A 16,564-nucleotide genomic window follows, 5' to 3' on the forward strand; every position below is an offset into this window, starting at 1 on the left:
AATGGCATTAAACAATTAAAGATTCATCTCCGTCAGCCACTGCATGATCTCCACAATCAGTTCGTCGCTATTTTGTGCCAGTGCTTTCGCACCTCCCTGTGCATCAGCTGTCAAAGACCTGACATCCTTTTGAAATCTCTTTTGTGCAACCAGGTCGCGTCCCTTAAATAGGGAAGCACGCAGGACAATCCGGGTGACATTGTCGGATGGGCTCGAGAAATGCTGGCTGAAATCTTCAAGATAGATTCGCAGGGTTAGTGCAGGCAACGATGTTCTGACTCCGGTTACGGTATTGCCTGCCGCAACAAGACAGGAATCCAGCCTGTTTTTGAATAGCCTCGCCGGCGATGTATTCCAGCTGCTTTCCGTATAAAAACGGACCTGCTGGTCATTGATGTAATCAAGACGATAAAACATCAAATTCTCATTCATCCATTCCGGCGCATGTACCTTGGTACTGATAACAGGCAAACGGGCAGACATACTTTCTGATCTATCCATTTTCAGCGGTCCCAGATCATACTGTATTGCCGGTGGCCGCCTGTCTCCTAGGGCGCATGCTGTCAAAACGCAGGCCGCAACAAGAATGGCAAAACAAAATTTGATTTTTTTCAACATGGCAAGTTCCTCCAGCGGCATTCCGGTTATTGTCCATCAGGATCGAATCCGGGTTCACCAGGACCCGGTGCAGGGCCTTTGGCGCCAAAAAGCAGACCGGATGGTCTCTGTTTATACTGTTCCAGAACCTTGTTCAGGTTATACAAAGTCATTTTGGCGTCTTCGGTCAACGATTCCAGACGGGGAATCGCATCGCTGCTCATATCATTTGACATGAACGTATTGGCTTTCTGGCTCAAATCCTTGAGATCCTTCGACAATTCGGTAATGGACTGGATCATTTTCCGGGTATCTTCCGTCACCTGAGGCAATTGATGGAGTGTCGGTTCAAGCTGATGAGGGACTTTCTCCCAGCTTTCGGCTGTACGGCTGATATTTCTAAACGCATCCATCATTGTCTTGCTGTTTTTGTCGTTGAACAGAATAGCCAGCTGAGAGGATACACTCTGCACTTCTTTCAGAATCTGGAGTCCACGCAATTGCAATTCCGCCAGCAGACTGGGACGCATCGGAATTTCCGCAGGATTTTCCGGTGAAGTTACCAGTTTTTCCATATTCGTCCCATCGTCGCTCAATTCTACAGACGCGATACCGGTAACCCCCTGATACGTTAAAGTGGCAAAGGTCGACTTTGTCATGGGTGTATCATCTTTTACCTCAAAATAAATCAGGATCTCCCCCGGTTCTTCCGGATTAAACCCGATCCGGGTAACACGACCGACATCAAGTCCGCGAAACCGGACTGTTGCCTGAGGATTCAACCCTGGAATCGACTGGTTGGTTGCAATCATATAAGGCACACGTACAGTCCGGTCCATATTGAGAAACCAGACAATAAACAAAGCCGCCGCAACCAGACAGACTGTAAACAAACCCGCGATAAACGCATGGGATTTATTTTCCATTACTTCCTCCCAATACCTTGGCGACATTCAAATGTGGTAAGCCCGCCAACACTTTTCTGCCTCTGTTTCCCAAAAAGAAATTTTCAATAAAAGGGTGTCGAACCCGGAGAATGTCTTCCGGCGAACCACTTGCGACAACTTTCTTGTCAGCCAGAACAATTATCTGAGTCGACAAATCAAGAATCGTATCCAAATCATGCGAAACCATCACAACAGTTAAATGAAGCTCGTCATGCAGTCCGGAGATGAGATCCACAAAACTGTCGGAAAGCGCAGGATCGAGACCGGCGGTCGGCTCATCAAGAAACAAAAGATCAGGCTCAAGTGAAAGTGCACGAGCCAATGCCACTCTTTTTATCATTCCGCCAGACAAATCTGCCGGCATTTTGACGGCGTCATCCGGAGATAACCCGGCCATTTGAAGTTTTAACAATACCGCATTCGTTATCAGGGATTCCGGCAAACCATGTAACTCACGCATCGGCAATGCAATATTATCGAATACCGACAAAGCCGAAAAAAGGGCACCTTGCTGGAACAATACTCCCCAGCGATCGTCCAGTCTCCGCATCTCAGATGCACTTGCCTTGTCAATATCGATTCCCAACACTTTGACCGTGCCACGAGACGGTTTCTGCAACCCGAGAATTTCGCGCAGCAAAGTTGTTTTTCCCGAACCTGAGCCACCGACAATGGAAACGATTTCACCCTTTTTAACAGTCAGATCCAGGTCCTGATGAACGATATGATTACCGAACTGTGTCCACAATCCACGGATTTCGATAGCATTTGTCTCCATCAGAATCCCACTCCCTGGAGAACAACCGCGAAAATGGCATCAGCCAAAATAACGATGGTTATCGACGTCACAACAGAACTGGTCGTTCCCTGTCCGAGACTTTCTGTATTCGGCTTGATTTTCATGCCGTAATAACATGCGATCAACGCTATCAGGATACCGAAAACGAATCCTTTTCCAATTCCGATCCACAAATTGGCGATGGGAACCGCATTAGGCAATGCGGAAAGAAAATAAGGAATAGACAAACCAATTTCGAAACTTCCTGCCAGCATCCCTCCCAGCAACGCCAACATGTCTGTCCATATGATCAGTAAAGGCATAACAATCGACAAAGCAATGACTTTCGGCATGATCAGTCTGAACCCGTGAGACATTCCCATCACTTGCATGGCGCTCAGTTCCTCGGTAACCCGCATAACACCCAGTTGGGCGGTCATGGCCGATCCCGAACGGCCAGCCACCAGAATGGCCGCAAGCAAAGGCCCCAGTTCTCTTATTACGCTCATTCCGAGAAGATTGACAAGAAATGCATCTCCGCCAAATACATGAAGCTGCTGCGCTGACAGATAAGACAAAACGACCCCGATCAGAAAACCGACAATCGCCGTGATACTGAGTGCCTGCGCTCCTGCATGATAAATATTAGCGGAAATTTCTGTCCAGGGTCCTTTGTGAGGCGCTTTGGCGAAACGAAGCAGATCGATCATCAATTGCCCGACCAGCCCGACCGTTCCGGAAAAGTGCTCAGCCGCTGTATGCGGAAATTTTCTGATTTTTTCAAAGAAATACCAATGAGGAGGTTTCGTTTCCGGCAACTTCAATGAACCTGCGCATTCGAGCCGGGAAAAAAGCTTGTTCTGTTCAACTGTCACAACAAGTTCTTGCGGCCGGGATTTGTTCCAGTTATCCCACAACAGTTGGGCACCAATATAATCAAGCTCAAGAATCTGGCTCAGATCCCATTTAACGGCATTTTTTTCCTTAAAAGAACGAATGGTCGACTGGATACGGGCAATGTTTCCGGAAACAGCCAGTGACTCAACCCGCCAGCGACCACGCGCGACAACACTGTTGGCATCAATAATGTCAAGTCTTGGTATCTGATCCTTGTCGTTCGACATAAAAATCCGGTATTTTTTAAGATGCGCTTATTGTACTGAATTCCCTAAAATAGCATCCGGCTATCCATGTTACGAATGAATATCATCAAGAACAGCGTTCATTTTATTAATCCATTCGGCTCAAAGTGACAATATTTCACCTTTTTTATTTCACTGAAGAAATATCATCTGATGATCTTATCATTTCGCAACCGCCAATGATCACAACACATTGAATATGGAACCTATCGTTCCGTTTCAGTATGATACTGGATGTCGAAAAAAACACACCATTTCTGATGAGACATAAAGCCAGTGTTTCCGACTCTTTATTACTATGGACGATCATGCTTGCCGACGGACCCAGTCAATGCGAAACGGGTAATATCCTCTCGGTTGAAATAGGATTTTGTCATTATGCTGCTAGTTGACGCAGGAAATACCTTTATCAAATGGGCCCGTCCCAATCCTGACCAGATATTCAACCCGGAATCCGTCAGCTGGAAAAATTTCGGAGCGGTCAGACATCATGAACTTGCCGCTCTGAAAAGCGCCTGGAAAAAATTGCATGAGGAAAAGCCGATCCAGCACATCCTCATTTCCAATGTCGCCGGCCAATATCTTGGCAACATTCTTTTTGAATTTCTGACAACGCTAAAACCCGCCCCTCTGAAAATCGAGTGGTTTTATTCCAGACCTTCACTGGGAGGCGTTAAAAATACCTATCTGGATTACAGAAAACTGGGAAGTGACCGTTTCGCCTCAATGATCGGCGCCCATTCACTTTTTCCCGACAAAGCTCTCGTCATCGTCACCGCCGGGACAGCGACAACAATCGACACATTATCACCGGACGGAACCTTCCTCGGAGGCATGATACTTCCCGGGCTGAAGCTGATGGCTGAATCATTGGCACAAAACACGGCACAACTGCCGGATATCAATCAGATGAACAATGAATCTGCCGTTTTCGCAAACAATACAGGTGACGCCATATTGAGCGGATGCCTGAACGCACAGGCAGGAGCAATCGAGCGGGCAGTCATGACACAGAGCCGGCAATTTCCCGGTGTTCTCTGTCTTTTATCGGGTGGCGCCGCCCGTTATATCGCTCCCAATCTTCCTATACCCTTCAGAATAATAGATAATCTCGTCCTGATAGGACTGCACACATTTTCCGTTCAAAACATATCCTGAATTTATGTTAAAACTCGTTTTCTGGTTACTGCTCGCCATTAACATCGTTGTATTTGCAACAACACTGGACCAGTCCGATACTGCAAGACCATCAATACGAATCCAAAATCCCGAACCTGTCAGTCCGGAAAAGATCCGGATTCTTACAGCTTCCCAAAGTTTCTCACCCGATTTTGGATCTGACGGGAAAAACGAACGGCTGCAAACAAATTGTGTTGAAATAGGGAATTTCAATTTACAGGACGCCGACACATTCGAGAAAAAAATGGCACTTCCACCCGATATGATCAATCGTATAACAGTCGATACGGCATCCAGTTACATGGTTTTTATTCCGCCATCCAAAAATTCGAAGATGGCCGAAAGAAAAATTGCTGAATTACAGGAACGAGGAATCAGCCATTATTTTTTCATCCCGGACGGGAAATTCCGGTATGCAATTTCACTTGGAATCTTCAAGACAGAAGATTCCGCCAGAAAACTGGTCGCGGAGCTTAAAAAGCGCGGCATACACAATGCATCAATTGCCGGGCGCGGAAAAATTACACAGGGCATTGCGTTTCAGGTAAACAATCCGGATGATCATCAACTCGATCGAATAAACGACTTGCTCGACGCATATCCTCAAATCACCAGAAAATCCTGCCAACAACCAGGTGAAGTCGTTCAGTGAACAGGACTATTTTCACTTGAAACGTCTCAAACAGAAAAAGTTGGCTATAATGTTCCAGTTTTCCAAACCCTCTAAAAACGGAAGTAAAACAGACACTTGAATCAATGCAAGCTACCCTGTTTTCTCCAACTCAACTTTTAATTGCGAGCAGCCATGAAGTTTCAAATCATTCCTGTTACTCCTTTTCAGCAAAATTGCACCCTCATGTGGGACGAAACAACCAATAAAGCCGCAGTCGTCGATCCAGGCGGAGATATTGACAAAATCAGTGAAGCGCTGAAACAGCGCAATCTTACACTGGAAAAAGTATTCGTAACCCATGGCCATCTGGACCATTGCGGTGGAGCCAGAAAACTGGCAGACCTGTATAACGTGCCGATCGAAGGACCGAACAAGGAAGATGCATGGTTGCTGGAACAGCTGAATTCCGACCAGACACGTATGTGGGGTCTTCCTCCCGGCGATCCGTTCACACCCGACCGCTGGCTCAATCAGGGAGACGAAGTTACGGTAGGCAATGAAACCTTGCAGGTATTTCATTGTCCCGGCCATTCACCCGGCCACGTTATCTTCTTCCATGCACCGACCAAAGTCGCTATCTCAGGCGATGTGCTTTTTGCCGGTTCAATCGGACGAACCGATCTTCCCAAAGGCAGCTTCAAGGCTCTGGAGAAATCCATCCGGGAAAACATGTACAAACTGGGCGACGATGTCCAGTTCATCCCCGGACACGGTCCCGTTTCATCCATAGGCCAGGAACGGCGGGGCAACGCCTTTGTAAGAGATAAAAATTAATCCTTGCAATCTACATTAGAAAAGTTCCGGAAATAATTATTTTTCAATAGAAAAAAACTTTCTCCGGAACTCCCAAATAAGAAAAAATTTGCATATTTTGTAGGCAAAATTTCATTGACCGCAAATTTGTAACACAAGTATAATTCGGACGTTTGACCTGAATCAGGTTACAGAAAGATTCTTTTTGCCGAGAATGTTTTTGTTTTCCTGATGGAACACGTCTAATTTTTGATACAAATAAATCAGGCATGAGACGTGTTGTTTTACGGCAGTTAGCAATTGCAGCAGTTATCGCTGTGATTGCCGTAATAATCGGTGGGAAACCAGCAGGGGTATCGTCCATTTTGGCGGCATTATGTTTCATTGTTCCCAATGCCATTTTTGTTCTGTTTTTTTATCTGGGAATAAGAGGCACCGGGCCGGCGAATCTTGTGCTTTTTGCTGTCATCGAGTTTGCGAAAATTGTTTTGACAATAGGTTGTGTCTGTTTGGTTTTTCTGGCCTATAAAGACATTAACTGGATTGCTTTTACAGTCAGTTTCGTTATCAGTTTCAAAAGTTATATTTTTTTATTGTCTAAATTGAAAAGTTGAGTGTAATCATGGATACGCAACACGCACCTACTTTAGCGGAATACATTACCCACCATCTGAAGAACCTTGGAACGTCGCATCAGGAAAAGATTATCGATTTTTCCATCATTAATGTGGATACCGTTTTCTGGTCGATTTTCTGTGGTGTCGTCGCCTGTCTTGTCATGTTTATCGTTGCCAAAAAAGCGACATCCGGTGTTCCGGGACGTGTGCAATCGGCGGTAGAAATGCTGGTTGAAATGGTTGACAATCAGGCCAAAGCGCAAATTCACGGTGATCGCCGTTTTATTGCTCCGCTGGCTCTGACAATTTTCATCTGGATTGCCTTGATGAACTGCCTGGATTTCATTCCTGTGGATCTGTTCAGCCAGATATTTGCCTGGACCGGTCTGGACGTACACTTGCCGTACCATCGTCTGGTACCGACATCCGATCTGAATGCACCGGTCGGTATCGCTCTGTGCGTGATTGTCATGTCCATCTACTATGGGCTTAAAATCAAGGGTATCAAAGGTTTTTTTCATGAGCTGTTCTGTGCCCCGTTCGGACCACTGATGTTTCCTGCCAATATCCTGCTGAATATTATTGAATATCTGGCAAGATTTATTTCCCTTTCCATGCGGTTGTGGGGAAATATGTATGCGGGTGAACTGATCTTTTTGATGATCGCCATTCTCGGTTCTTATGCAGCGTTGTCTCTTGGCGGATCACTGTTCTTTATCGGCCACGTTATCGCTGGTTCAGTCTGGGCGATTTTCCATATCCTGGTCGTCTTTTTGCAGGCTTTCATTTTCATGATGCTGACGCTTGTCTATCTTGGTCTGGCACATGAAAGTCATTGATTGTTTCGGTTTTTGATGTGTTTTTTTAATCAATTTTTATAGGAAGAAAATATTATGAGTATGTTAAGTGTGGCTTGCGGTATCGTTGTAGGTCTGGCAGCTCTGGGTGCTGCAATCGGGATTGGTTTTCTTTCCGGAAAATTCATTGAAGCTTCTGCCCGTCAGCCTGAACTGACAAACCCGATGCGTACCAATACGTTGCTTCTGGCAGGTCTGGTTGACGCGGTTTATCTGATCGCCGTTGCTATCGCCCTCATGTTTGCATTCGTCAATCCATTTGCAGGTTAATTGGTATCCGGTTCAAAATTTGCCTTGATAGGGATGCAAATTATTTATTGAGAGGAATTTACCGTGAACTTAAATGCCACATTATTTGTACAAATTGTGGTCTTCCTTGTCTTTGCTATTTTTACGGCAAAGGTGGTATGGCCCCCATTGGTTAAAGTACTTGACGAACGGTCGCAAAGAATTGCGGATAGTTTAGCTGCTGCTGAAAAAAGCAAACAGGAAGTTGCTTCTGTTGAACAGCATGTTCAGGCAGAAATCAAAAAAGCCCGTGAAGAAGGCCAGAAACGCATCGCTGAAGCTGAACAACGCGCACAGATCGTTGCAGCGGAAATCAAACAGAATGCGGAACAGCAGGCCAGCAAGATCATTCAGCAAGCCAAAATTGAAGCACAACAGGAAGTATTGCGTGCAAAAGAGGAATTGCGGGCTGATGTCGCTGCTCTTGCCATGAAAGGAGCTGAACAAATCCTGAAACGTGAAATCAACAGTGCTACTTATGCGGATTTGTTGAAACAAATTTCTAACGAGTTGTGATCATGGATAAAACTACGACAGCTCTTCCTTATGCCGAAGCACTTTTTCAGTTATCCCAAAATAGTGGTGAAAAAGGTTCCGAATTGGTAGACGGTTTCGTCAACCAACTGGTGGCTATTTCGAAAAACAAGGAATTCCAGAATCTTATTTCCAATCCTGACTTGCAGACCAATGAAGTGGTGGATTTCATTCTCTTGCTGGTCAAGACACTGAAAAATGATAAGGTCAGAAATTTCGTTTCACTGTTGCCGGAGATCGGTGAGCAGTATTACAAACTGAGAAGTACAGTGAAAAGCTCTGCTCATGCAACCATATTGAGTGCATTTCCGTTGACGCAACAACAACTTGATGAGTTGATGCCTGCAATTGAAAAACGGTTTGGTCGCAAACTCAATCCGACAGTGACGATTGATAACTCTGTTATCGGTGGAATCAAGGTTATTGTTGATGATGAAGTGCTTGATCTGACTGTAAGTACAAAACTGCAGAAAATGCAGGAAGTTCTTGCTTCATAAACTGCCTGCCCGAGCAGCAGAACTGATAGAACAATTTTAGGAGTTAGTATGTCACTCAACCCGTCCGAAATCAGTGAATTGATTAAAAGCCGGATAGAAAGTCTTGATGATACGGCAGAAATTCACAATCAGGGTACAATTGTCTCCGTATCCGACGGTATTTGCCGGATAAGAGGACTTTCCAATGCCATGCAAGGCGAAATGCTGGAATTTCCAGGAAATACTTATGGTCTTGCACTGAATCTTGAACGTCATTTTGTTGGCGCTGTTATTTTAGGTGAATACGAACATATTTCTGAAGGGGATACTGTCAGATGTACAGGTCGTATTCTTGAAGTTCCCATTGGTCCGGAATTGCTGGGACGTGTCGTCGACGCATTGGGGCGTCCAATCGATGGGAAAGGTCCCGTCAACGCCAAACTGACAGCCCCTATCGAAAAAATCGCTCCGGGCGTTATTGCACGTCAATCCGTTTCCCAGCCGATGCAAACCGGACTCAAGGCAATTGACTCCATGGTACCGATCGGACGGGGTCAGCGTGAATTGATCATCGGCGACCGGCAGACCGGTAAAACAGCCATTGCGATTGATGCCATCATCAATCAAAAGGGTCAAAACATGGTCTGTATTTATGTCGCGATCGGCCAGAAAGCCTCATCCATCAAGAACATAGTCCGGGCACTCGAAGAAAACGGGGCAATGGAATACACCATTGTTGTGACGGCTACGGCATCCGAATCGGCAGCCATGCAGTATATCGCGCCATACGCCGGTTGCACCATGGGTGAATACTTCCGGGATCGTGGTCAGGATGCACTGATTGTATATGACGACCTTTCAAAACAGGCTGTTGCTTACCGTCAGGTTTCCCTGTTGTTGCGTCGTCCACCTGGACGTGAAGCTTTCCCCGGTGACGTTTTCTATTTGCATTCCCGTCTCCTCGAACGTGCAGCCCGTGTCAATGAACACTACGTTGAACAATTCACCAACGGCGAAGTAAAGGGCAAGACCGGATCGTTGACAGCTTTGCCAATCATTGAAACCCAGGCGGGTGACGTTTCTGCTTTCGTTCCAACCAACGTCATTTCCATTACCGACGGTCAGATCTTTTTGGAAACGAACCTTTTCAATTCAGGGATCCGTCCTGCCATCAATGCGGGTATTTCTGTTTCGCGTGTCGGTAGTGCCGCGCAAACCAAGGCAGTCAAAGGTCTCTCAGGCGGTATTCGTACCGACTTGGCTCAGTATCGTGAATTGGCAGCATTCGCACAGTTTGCTTCCGATCTTGATGATGCAACGAGACGGCAACTTGATCGTGGTGCCCGTGTTACAGAATTGTTGAAACAGGATCAGTATTCTCCACTTCCGGTTTCATTGATGTGCGTTTCCCTGTTTGCTGTAAACAGCGGTTTCCTTGATGATATTGAAGTCAAAAATGTCCTTCCGTTTGAAGCAGCGTTGCACAGCTATATGAAAACTGAACAAGCTGATTTGCTCAATCGTATCGAAGAAAACAAGCGTCTGGACAAAGACGATGAATCGAAACTGGCTGAAGCTATTGCTGAATTCAAAAAAGGCAGTAATTTTTCAGCCTGAAACATGGATTCAGTGACGCAAAAGGAGTAAAACCTTATGGCATCAGGCAAAGACATACGTAATCAGATTCGTAGCGTCGAAAATACGAAAAAGATTACCAAAGCAATGGAAATGGTTGCCGCATCCAAAATGCGCAAGGCGCAGGACAGGATGCGTGCAAGCCGCCCATACAGTGAAACTATTCGCAATATAGCTTCTCATCTGGCAAGTGCTCACCCTGACTATGTTCATCCATACATGGTTGCAAGAAATACATCCAAGGGAGTGGGTATTATTGTTGTAACGACCGACAAGGGGTTGTGTGGCGGTCTGAACACCAATATATTGAGAATTGCCACAAATAAAATGAGGGAAGAGGAAAAAAAGGGTAATAAAATCACGACTCTGGCAATCGGTTCAAAGGGTTTGGGTTATTTGAACCGGATCGGTGCCAGAATCATTTCCCACATCACACAATTGGGTGATGCACCTCGAATCGAACAGCTGATTGGACCATTGAAATTGCTTCTTGATGAATATAACGCAGAAAAACTTGATGCAATTTATCTGTGTTACAACAAGTTCATCAATACCATGAAGCAGGAGACTGTTGTCGAACAGATTCTTCCCCTGCCAAAGGACGCATTGGAACGAAAAGACCCAAATATTCCTTTGCCAGACTACATTTATGAGCCTGATGCGGCTACAGTTATCAATGCTTTGTTGCAACGTTATATCGAAACTTTGGTTTATCAAGGTATTGCCGAAAACATCGCATCCGAACAATCTTCACGTATGGTGGCGATGAAATCGGCCAGTGATAATGCCGGAAACCTTATTTCCGATTTGGGACTGGTTTACAACAAGACCCGTCAGGCTGCGATTACAACAGAATTGACTGAAATTGTTTCCGGTGCAGCAGCTGTTTCTGTTTCAGCAGAGTGATAAACAGCAGCCCGGAATTACTAAAACGATATTTATATAGTTAAAGGAACGAAAAATGGCAGAAGGCAAAATCGTTCAGTGTATTGGCGCTGTGGTTGACGTGAGATTTTCTCCCGGCGACGTACCACAGGTGTATGATGCTCTAAAGATGGAAGGTTCCGACCTGACACTGGAAGTTCAGCAGCAATTGGGCGGAGGTATTGTACGTACCATTGCACTGGGTTCGTCAGATGGCTTGCGTCGTGGCATGACCATCAAAAATACTGGCAAACCTATTATGGTTCCAGTCGGAGAAGCGACTCTTGGCCGTATTCTTAATGTTCTCGGCGAACCGGTTGATGAAGCGGGTCCTGTTGAAACCGACCAGAGAGCTTCCATTCACCATCAACCTCCAGCCTATACCGATCTGTCTCCTTCGCAGGAATTGCTGGAAACTGGCATCAAAGTTATCGATTTGATCTGCCCGTTTGCCAAGGGCGGTAAAGTCGGTTTGTTCGGTGGTGCCGGTGTGGGCAAAACCGTCAATATGATGGAACTGATCAATAACATTGCAAAACAGCATTCCGGTTTGTCCGTTTTTGCCGGTGTTGGTGAACGTACTCGTGAAGGTAACGACTTCTATCACGAAATGCAGGAATCCAACGTTCTGGACAAGGTTGCCATGGTTTATGGTCAGATGAATGAACCTCCCGGAAACCGTCTCCGTGTTGCATTGACCGGTTTGACCATTGCGGAAAGTTTCCGTGACCAGGGACGTGATGTTCTGTTCTTTGTCGACAATATCTACCGTTTCACATTGGCTGGTACAGAAGTTTCCGCCTTGCTGGGTCGTATGCCATCCGCTGTGGGTTATCAACCTACACTGGCAGAAGAAATGGGTAAATTGCAGGAACGGATTACTTCGACGACAACGGGTTCCATTACATCCATCCAGGCTGTTTATGTTCCTGCCGATGACTTGACTGACCCTTCTCCGGCAACGACCTTCGCTCACCTGGATTCAACAGTCGTTCTTTCCCGTGACATCGCTTCCTTGGGAATTTATCCTGCAGTTGATCCGCTGGATTCCACATCCCGTCAGCTTGACCCGCATGTTGTCGGTGAAGAACATTACAACACAGCCCGTTCCGTACAAAGTATTTTGCAGCGTTACAAGGAATTGCGGGATATTATCGCCATTCTGGGTATGGATGAACTGGCGCCTGAAGACAAACTGGTGGTTGCACGTGCCAGAAAGATACAGCGTTTTCTGTCGCAGCCATTCCACGTTGCTGAAGTCTTTACCGGTTCGCCAGGAAAATATGTTCCACTGAAAGATACGATCAGAGGTTTCCAGATGATTGTTTCCGGTGAACTGGATCATTTGCCTGAACAGGCTTTCTATATGGTGGGTTCCATTGACGAAGCCATCGAAAAAGCCGAACGCATGTAACAGTAAAATGTTGAACAATGCATGGCTGTTACCGATTAACAGCCATGCCGTAAAAGTCCGTATGACATTTACTGATTGATATAAAGGTTTAAACATGGCCAACACCATTCATATTGATGTTGTATCTGCGGAAGAATTGATTTTTTCTGGAGAAGCGGAATTCGTCGTGTTGCCAGGCGAGATGGGAGAACTCGGGATATATCCTCGTCACCTTCCGTTAATTACGCGTATAAAACCGGGTGCTGTACGTATCAAAACAGCCAATACAGAAGAATATGTTTTTGTGGCGGGCGGTATTCTCGATGTACAGCCACACGTCGTTACTGTATTGGCCGATACTGCAATTCGGGCAAAAGATCTTGACGAAGCCAAAGCTGAAGAAGCCAAGAAACAGGCCGAAAACGCTTTGCTGAATCAGAATTCCAAGATTGACTATGCCAGAGCCCAAGCTGAAATCGCACAGGCTATTGCACAACTGGCACTGATCAAGCGACTCCAAAACCGTCGGAAACATTGATTCAGTTTTTATGACGATAAAAAAAGGGCATCCCGAGAGTTGCCCTTTTTTATTTTGGTTTCTTTAAATCAATGAGAACGAATCAAGGTACCAAATGGTTGTTCCGTCAGAATTTCCAGAAGCAGGGAATGTTCAATTCGTCCATCTATGATATGAACAGAATTTACGCCTGATTTGGCTGCCTCCAGCGCGGACCCGATTTTGGGCAACATACCTCCGGAAATCGTTCCATCTGCAAACAAAGTCTCTATTTCATGAGCGGTCAGATCCGTTAACAACTGCTCTTTCTTATCCAGTACACCAGGTGTATTGGTCATCATGATCAACTTTTCCGCTCTCAGAATCTGGGCGATTTCACCGGCGACGACATCGGCATTTATATTATATGCTTGGCCATCATCACTGAATCCAATAGGAGAAATGACAGGAATAAATGCATCGTCCTGCAAGGCTTTGACAACAGCCGGATTGATGGAAGTAATTTTACCGACATAACCGAGGTCGATAAACTCACCCGGTTTATCCTTGTCCGGCATCTGCATTTTTTCGGCATGAATCAGACCACCATCCTTGCCTGTCAATCCAACAGCCTGGCCTCCATACTGGTTGATGAGCATGACAATATCCTGTTGCACTTCTCCGCCAAGCACCCATTCGACGACTTCCATTGTTTCTTCATCAGTAATCCGCATTCCCTGCACAAACGTTCCGCTTTTACCGACTTTTCGCAAGGCATTGTCAATCTGTGGACCACCACCATGTACAACGACAGGATTCATGCCGACCAGTTTCAACAGGACGACATCGCGCGCAAATCCGTGTTTCAGTCTTTCTTCGGTCATAGCATTGCCACCATATTTGATAACAATGGTTTTTCCATGAAATTTCCGGATATAGGGCAAAGCCTCGGCGAGGATTTCCGCTTTTATTTTCGGTTCGAGTTTGCTCATTGAATGACCTCACAACATGTTAAAGCGATGGCAGAAAAATTGATGCTAAAAAGCATTCAGACTGTTGAATTTTACCGTCTAAAAAGCGGAAGAATTACAGGTTCGAATCCGGACGGCCGAAAATATCCCGATAAGTGGGATAAAAGGAACAGTACATCCATACGGATATGATGACGGACAGTATGAAAGCGATAAAAGCAGCGGCAGATCGTCCGATCAAAATATTCAACAAACCGGAAGCCAGATTCAGCAATATGAAGCCAAATACCCAGGAAAACATATAAACAACGAAAGGTCTGTATTCCCTGACAACTGTAAAAAAACTGTAGAAAAGCGCTTTTCCAAAACCCATTTTTTTCCAGCCAATCAGTGGAGCGGCAAACCACGTTGCCATAGCAAATGGAATATAGACAATAAAAATCAGCCCGAGTGCAATGAACATACCGCCCAAATCAGGGGAAGGCAATTTATCAGGTGAACTCTGGACAAAAAGAAAAAACAGATTTCCCCCCTCCACCAGAAAAGACAATCCGACCGCAAACAAACCAAAAATCAGATACACTCCCCCCACCATGACAAGACGCCATATAATCGTGCGATCCAATACTTCGAAACATTCACGAAAAGTAATCTGTCTCCCGATATCGATCGAAAAACAGACATACATGAACAAAAATGTAAAAACAGGGGCAATCAATATGGGCAAAATCTGGCCGATGAACGGAATCATGCTCAGCAAAATCAGGCTGATCAGATAGATAAAAAAAAGATTGGTCAGAAAAAAAGGCCTTTTTCTGAAGAGAGTCAAACCACCCAGGATCCAGTCCCAGCCTGTTCTGGCTTTCAATAAATTCATAGGACAAGTTCAGGTGCCGGTTGTGCAATTCGCAACCGCAATATACGTTCAAAATGACAGGGATCGTGCGGTGTCAATATTTCCGCATCCCGTGGCAGATAGAAATCATACAATCTGGAAATCCAGAATCGCAATGCCGCTCCCCGCAATATGGTTTTCCAGGCCGCACATTCATCAAGTGTAAAAGGGCGAACGGCATGATAAGCATCCAGAAATGCCCTGACGCGAACTGAATCCAGTTCTCCGGTTCCCGGATCGATACACCAGTCATTGATGGCAACAGCGACATCAAACAGCCATGTATCGCATCCTGCAAAGTAAAAGTCGAAAAAACCGGTCAACCGGGTACTGTCGAACATGACATTATTTCGGAACAAATCAGCATGGATAGGACCCCGGTAAAGTCTCCAGTAAAGATTCGTAGAAGCAAATTCTTCCTGAAAACGCAATTCATCCTGAAGCATGAAAGACGTTTTTACAGGCAAATAGGAAAGTATCAGAGGAACCGTTTTTTTCCACCATTCCAACCCTCTGGGATTTGGCTGCTGAAGAGAATAGTCCTGCCCGGCAAGATGCATTTTTGCCATCATATCCCCAACTTGTGCACAATGAAGTGCTTCGGGTTCCGGTTGCCAGTCACCAACCAGTTTGGTAACAAGGCATGCGGGTTTTCCATGCAGCGAATGAAGAATTCTCCCGTTCTTGTCAGGAACCGGCGCCGGTACCTTGATTCCCTTCCGGGCAAGATGCTGCATCAGATTGAGATAAAAAGGCAGTTCATCAAAAGTCAGTTTTTCGAAAAGCGTCAGAACATACTCTCCTTTTTCCGTGGAAACAAAAAAATTGCTGTTTTCGATTCCAGAACTGATTCCCCTGATATTGCTTACGGAACCTAAAGAAAAAGATGAAATCCAGGGGGTCAGATCCTGCAAACTGACCGGTGTAAACACTGCCATGAGTTATTTCGGTTAAACAATAATAATGAAGAAAATACTTGTCTTGTCAGTTCATTGACGGAGGAGGCAATGCCGGAGCATTCAAAGGTTCAACCGTTTCTTCCTTCTTGTCGTCCTGTCTGGATTCACCGACATCGAATTCGTGCACTTTCCATAAGGCCGGTCTTACTTCATTGCTTTCGAAAGAACCGGGAACGCCATTCGGACCGTTTGGAAAAAGATAATAAGTACTCGGCCCACTTTTTACCTTGATTTCCTCCACGATCCCACCCTGGCGCTTTTCCGTAATTTCACCTGTCATATCCGGTTTGCGGATAGTGATGGCAGGCTGATCGACTTCATCGATCACTTCAAGTTCCTGTACCTGAGGTGACTGTTGCACATCCTGTCCCATTGCCACGGACGTAACCGCCAAAGCAGCTAGCGCTATGGTTTTTCTGAAATGAAAAAATGATTGCATGGTGGTTGGCA

Annotated in this window: 20 protein-coding genes; 12 read left to right on the forward strand and 8 right to left on the reverse strand. The window is 45.6% G+C overall.

Features of this window, described 5'->3' with window-relative positions; all coding sequences use genetic code 11:
- Positions 1 to 15 precede the first annotated feature (15 nt).
- The 4 genes from NB647_RS00965 to NB647_RS00980 form a co-directional block, all read right to left on the reverse strand.
- Entirely contained in the window at positions 16 to 501 is a 486-nt protein-coding gene (locus NB647_RS00965; RefSeq protein WP_269283704.1) for an ABC-type transport auxiliary lipoprotein family protein, read from the reverse strand.
- Positions 502 to 644: 143 nt separating this feature from the next.
- Entirely contained in the window at positions 645 to 1,523 is an 879-nt protein-coding gene (locus tag NB647_RS00970) for an MlaD family protein (RefSeq protein WP_269283707.1), read from the reverse strand.
- A complete protein-coding gene (locus NB647_RS00975; protein ID WP_269283710.1) occupies positions 1,513 to 2,322 on the reverse strand; it encodes an ABC transporter ATP-binding protein in 810 nt (269 codons plus the stop codon). Before NB647_RS00975 ends, NB647_RS00970 begins: the two co-directional genes overlap by 11 nt.
- Complete coding sequence (locus tag NB647_RS00980; protein WP_269283712.1) at positions 2,322 to 3,446, reverse strand: MlaE family ABC transporter permease; 1,125 nt, start codon at positions 3,444 to 3,446, stop codon at positions 2,322 to 2,324. The genes NB647_RS00975 and NB647_RS00980 overlap by 1 nt, the downstream gene beginning before the upstream one ends.
- 396 nt (positions 3,447 to 3,842) lie before the next feature.
- Here NB647_RS00980 and NB647_RS00985 point away from each other — a divergent pair, with 396 nt between their 5' ends.
- The 12 genes from NB647_RS00985 (at position 3,843) to NB647_RS01040 (ending at position 13,331) form a co-directional block, all read left to right on the forward strand.
- On the forward strand, positions 3,843 to 4,622 hold the full coding sequence (locus NB647_RS00985) for a type III pantothenate kinase (RefSeq protein ID WP_269283713.1): 780 nt from the start codon (positions 3,843 to 3,845) through the stop codon (positions 4,620 to 4,622).
- A gap of 265 nt (positions 4,623 to 4,887) precedes the next feature.
- The gene (locus NB647_RS00990; protein WP_269283716.1) at positions 4,888 to 5,295 is read left to right on the forward strand and encodes an SPOR domain-containing protein; all 408 of its coding nucleotides are present in this window, start codon (positions 4,888 to 4,890) and stop codon (positions 5,293 to 5,295) included.
- A 153-nt stretch (positions 5,296 to 5,448) separates the two neighbouring features.
- Positions 5,449 to 6,090: an MBL fold metallo-hydrolase gene (locus NB647_RS00995; protein ID WP_269264691.1), complete on the forward strand. Its 642-nt coding sequence runs from the start codon at positions 5,449 to 5,451 to the stop codon at positions 6,088 to 6,090.
- A gap of 248 nt (positions 6,091 to 6,338) precedes the next feature.
- Positions 6,339 to 6,683 carry an ATP synthase subunit I gene (locus NB647_RS01000; protein ID WP_269264692.1) on the forward strand — a complete coding sequence of 115 codons (345 nt, stop codon included), beginning with the start codon at positions 6,339 to 6,341 and terminating at the stop codon, positions 6,681 to 6,683.
- Between the two features lie 8 nt (positions 6,684 to 6,691).
- Entirely contained in the window at positions 6,692 to 7,525 is an 834-nt protein-coding gene (gene atpB, locus NB647_RS01005) for a F0F1 ATP synthase subunit A (protein WP_269264693.1), read from the forward strand.
- 54 nt (positions 7,526 to 7,579) lie between these two features.
- Entirely contained in the window at positions 7,580 to 7,813 is a 234-nt protein-coding gene (gene atpE, locus NB647_RS01010) for a F0F1 ATP synthase subunit C (protein ID WP_269264694.1), read from the forward strand.
- 63 nt (positions 7,814 to 7,876) lie between these two features.
- A complete protein-coding gene (locus NB647_RS01015; RefSeq protein ID WP_269264695.1) occupies positions 7,877 to 8,347 on the forward strand; it encodes a F0F1 ATP synthase subunit B in 471 nt (156 codons plus the stop codon).
- A gap of 2 nt (positions 8,348 to 8,349) precedes the next feature.
- Entirely contained in the window at positions 8,350 to 8,862 is a 513-nt protein-coding gene (gene atpH, locus NB647_RS01020) for an ATP synthase F1 subunit delta (RefSeq protein WP_269264696.1), read from the forward strand.
- A 48-nt stretch (positions 8,863 to 8,910) separates the two neighbouring features.
- The gene (gene atpA, locus NB647_RS01025; RefSeq protein WP_269264697.1) at positions 8,911 to 10,458 is read left to right on the forward strand and encodes a F0F1 ATP synthase subunit alpha; all 1,548 of its coding nucleotides are present in this window, start codon (positions 8,911 to 8,913) and stop codon (positions 10,456 to 10,458) included.
- Between the two features lie 36 nt (positions 10,459 to 10,494).
- Complete coding sequence (gene atpG, locus NB647_RS01030) at positions 10,495 to 11,382, forward strand: F0F1 ATP synthase subunit gamma (protein ID WP_269264698.1); 888 nt, start codon at positions 10,495 to 10,497, stop codon at positions 11,380 to 11,382.
- Positions 11,383 to 11,437: 55 nt separating this feature from the next.
- Complete coding sequence (gene atpD / locus NB647_RS01035; RefSeq protein ID WP_269264699.1) at positions 11,438 to 12,814, forward strand: F0F1 ATP synthase subunit beta; 1,377 nt, start codon at positions 11,438 to 11,440, stop codon at positions 12,812 to 12,814.
- A gap of 94 nt (positions 12,815 to 12,908) precedes the next feature.
- A complete protein-coding gene (locus NB647_RS01040; RefSeq protein WP_269283718.1) occupies positions 12,909 to 13,331 on the forward strand; it encodes a F0F1 ATP synthase subunit epsilon in 423 nt (140 codons plus the stop codon).
- Between the two features lie 68 nt (positions 13,332 to 13,399).
- Here the strand turns inward: NB647_RS01040 and argB are convergent, their stop codons facing one another.
- The 4 genes from argB to NB647_RS01060 form a co-directional block, all read right to left on the reverse strand.
- The gene (argB, locus tag NB647_RS01045) at positions 13,400 to 14,281 is read right to left on the reverse strand and encodes an acetylglutamate kinase (RefSeq protein ID WP_269264701.1); all 882 of its coding nucleotides are present in this window, start codon (positions 14,279 to 14,281) and stop codon (positions 13,400 to 13,402) included.
- A gap of 94 nt (positions 14,282 to 14,375) precedes the next feature.
- Positions 14,376 to 15,137, reverse strand: coding sequence for a BPSS1780 family membrane protein (locus NB647_RS01050; RefSeq protein ID WP_269283720.1), 762 nt, complete (start codon positions 15,135 to 15,137; stop codon positions 14,376 to 14,378).
- Positions 15,134 to 16,093: a homoserine kinase gene (locus NB647_RS01055; protein WP_269283721.1), complete on the reverse strand. Its 960-nt coding sequence runs from the start codon at positions 16,091 to 16,093 to the stop codon at positions 15,134 to 15,136. The genes NB647_RS01050 and NB647_RS01055 overlap by 4 nt, the downstream gene beginning before the upstream one ends.
- Before the next feature lie 46 nt (positions 16,094 to 16,139).
- Positions 16,140 to 16,553 (reverse strand): hypothetical protein, encoded by a 414-nt coding sequence (locus NB647_RS01060; RefSeq protein ID WP_269264704.1) that lies wholly within the window; start codon positions 16,551 to 16,553, stop codon positions 16,140 to 16,142.
- Between the last annotated feature and the right edge of the window lie 11 nt (positions 16,554 to 16,564).

This window comes from Oxalobacter aliiformigenes (genome assembly GCF_027116575.1).
GTDB lineage: Bacteria > Pseudomonadota > Gammaproteobacteria > Burkholderiales > Burkholderiaceae_D > Oxalobacter > Oxalobacter aliiformigenes.